Source organism: Streptomyces sp. NPDC045026 (genome assembly GCF_056432625.1).
Genome location: NZ_JBWKIS010000062.1, coordinates 1 through 3,196, shown reverse-complemented (window position 1 = coordinate 3,196; position 3,196 = coordinate 1). Strand labels below are relative to the sequence as shown.

At 56.7% G+C, this 3,196-nt stretch carries 1 rRNA gene; it reads left to right on the top strand.

The annotated features are described in order from the left end of the window. Positions 1-50 precede the first annotated feature (50 nt). A 23S ribosomal RNA gene (locus AC07EJ_RS45920) occupies positions 51-3,174 on the top strand. Positions 3,175-3,196 lie beyond the last annotated feature (22 nt).

The following is a 3,196-nucleotide window of genomic DNA, read 5'->3' as shown; positions in this document are numbered from 1 at the left end:
CGGGTGGTTGGTCGTTGTTTGAGAACTGCACAGTGGACGCGAGCATCTGTGGCCAAGTTTTTAAGGGCGCACGGTGGATGCCTTGGCACCAGGAACCGATGAAGGACGTGGGAGGCCACGATAGTCCCCGGGGAGCCGTCAACCAGGCTTTGATCCGGGGGTTTCCGAATGGGGAAACCCGGCAGTCGTCATGGGCTGTCACCCACTGCTGAACACATAGGCAGTGTGGAGGGAACGCGGGGAAGTGAAACATCTCAGTACCCGCAGGAAGAGAAAACAACCGTGATTCCGGGAGTAGTGGCGAGCGAAACTGGATGAGGCCAAACCATATGCGTGTGATACCCGGCAGGGGTTGCGCATGTGGGGTTGTGGGATCTCTCTTTCACAGTCTGCCGGCTGTGAGACGAGTCAGAAACCGTTGATGTAGGCGAAGGACATGCGAAAGGTCCGGCGTAGAGGGTAAGACCCCCGTAGTCGAAACATCAGCGGCTCGTTTGAGAGACACCCAAGTAGCACGGGGCCCGAGAAATCCCGTGTGAATCTGGCGGGACCACCCGCTAAGCCTAAATATTCCCTGGTGACCGATAGCGGATAGTACCGTGAGGGAATGGTGAAAAGTACCGCGGGAGCGGAGTGAAATAGTACCTGAAACCGTGTGCCTACAAGCCGTGGGAGCGTCGCTGTATGTGCTTGCACATACAGTCGTGACTGCGTGCCTTTTGAAGAATGAGCCTGCGAGTTTGCGGTGCGTTGCGAGGTTAACCCGTGTGGGGAAGCCGTAGCGAAAGCGAGTCCGAATAGGGCGATTCAGTAGCGCGCTCAAGACCCGAAGCGGAGTGATCTAGCCATGGGCAGGTTGAAGCGGAGGTAAGACTTCGTGGAGGACCGAACCCACCAGGGTTGAAAACCTGGGGGATGACCTGTGGTTAGGGGTGAAAGGCCAATCAAACTCCGTGATAGCTGGTTCTCCCCGAAATGCATTTAGGTGCAGCGTCGTGTGTTTCTTGCCGGAGGTAGAGCACTGGATAGGCGATGGGCCCTACCGGGTTACTGACCTTAGCCAAACTCCGAATGCCGGTAAGTGAGAGCACGGCAGTGAGACTGTGGGGGATAAGCTCCATGGTCGAGAGGGAAACAGCCCAGAGCATCGACTAAGGCCCCTAAGCGTACGCTAAGTGGGAAAGGATGTGGAGTCGCACAGACAACCAGGAGGTTGGCTTAGAAGCAGCCACCCTTGAAAGAGTGCGTAATAGCTCACTGGTCTAGTGATTCCGCGCCGACAATGTAGCGGGGCTCAAGCGTACCGCCGAAGTCGTGTCATTCCAGCATATAGGGCCAACGCCCGCTGGGATGGGTAGGGGAGCGTCGTGTGCCGGGTGAAGCAGCCGCGGAAGCGAGTTGTGGACGGTTCACGAGTGAGAATGCAGGCATGAGTAGCGATACACACGTGAGAAACGTGTGCGCCGATTGACTAAGGGTTCCTGGGTCAAGCTGATCTGCCCAGGGTAAGTCGGGACCTAAGGCGAGGCCGACAGGCGTAGTCGATGGATAACCGGTTGATATTCCGGTACCCGCTGTGAAGCGTCAAACATTGAATCAGGCGATGCTAAGTCCGTGAAGCCGTTCCGGACCCTTCGGGGAAAGGAAAGTGGTGGAGCCGACGGACCAGACTTGTAGTAGGTGAGTGATGGGGTGACGCAGGAAGGTAGTCCAGCCCGGGCGGTGGTTGTCCCGGGGTAAGGGTGTAGGCCGTGTGATAGGTAAATCCGTCGCACATTAAGGCTGAGACCTGATGCCGAGCCGATTGTGGTGAAGTGGATGATCCTATGCTGTCGAGAAAAGCCTCTAGCGAGTTTCATGGCGGCCCGTACCCTAAACCGACTCAGGTGGTCAGGTAGAGAATACCGAGGCGTTCGGGTGAACTATGGTTAAGGAACTCGGCAAAATGCCCCCGTAACTTCGGGAGAAGGGGGGCCATCACCGGTGATTGGATTTACTCCATGAGCTGGGGGTGGCCGCAGAGACCAGCGAGAAGCGACTGTTTACTAAAAACACAGGTCCGTGCGAAGCCGTAAGGCGATGTATACGGACTGACGCCTGCCCGGTGCTGGAACGTTAAGGGGACCGGTTAGTGCACTTTCGGGTGTGCGAAGCTGAGAACTTAAGCGCCAGTAAACGGCGGTGGTAACTATAACCATCCTAAGGTAGCGAAATTCCTTGTCGGGTAAGTTCCGACCTGCACGAATGGCGTAACGACTTCTCGACTGTCTCAACCATAGGCCCGGTGAAATTGCACTACGAGTAAAGATGCTCGTTTCGCGCAGCAGGACGGAAAGACCCCGGGACCTTTACTACAGTTTGATATTGGTGTTCGGTTCGGCTTGTGTAGGATAGGTGGGAGACTTTGAACTCTGGACGCCAGTTCAGGGGGAGTCGTCGTTGAAATACCACTCTGGTCGTGCTGGATGTCTAACCTGGGTCCGTGATCCGGATCAGGGACAGTGTCTGATGGGTAGTTTAACTGGGGCGGTTGCCTCCTAAAGAGTAACGGAGGCGCCCAAAGGTTCCCTCAGCCTGGTTGGTAATCAGGTGTTGAGTGTAAGTGCACAAGGGAGCTTGACTGTGAGACCGACGGGTCGAGCAGGGACGAAAGTCGGGACTAGTGATCCGGCGGTGGCTTGTGGAAGCGCCGTCGCTCAACGGATAAAAGGTACCCCGGGGATAACAGGCTGATCTTCCCCAAGAGTCCATATCGACGGGATGGTTTGGCACCTCGATGTCGGCTCGTCGCATCCTGGGGCTGGAGTCGGTCCCAAGGGTTGGGCTGTTCGCCCATTAAAGCGGTACGCGAGCTGGGTTTAGAACGTCGTGAGACAGTTCGGTCCCTATCCGCTGCGCGCGCAGGAGTCTTGAGAAGGGCTGTCCCTAGTACGAGAGGACCGGGACGGACGAACCTCTGGTGTGCCAGTTGTCCTGCCAAGGGCATGGCTGGTTGGCTACGTTCGGAAAGGATAACCGCTGAAAGCATCTAAGCGGGAAGCCTGCTTCGAGATGAGGACTCCCACCCCCTTGAGGGGTTAAGGCTCCCAGTAGACGACTGGGTTGATAGGCCAGATCTGGAAGCCCGGTAACGGGTGGAGGTGACTGGTACTAATAGGCCGAGGGCTTGTCCTCAGTTGCTCGCGTCCACTGTGTT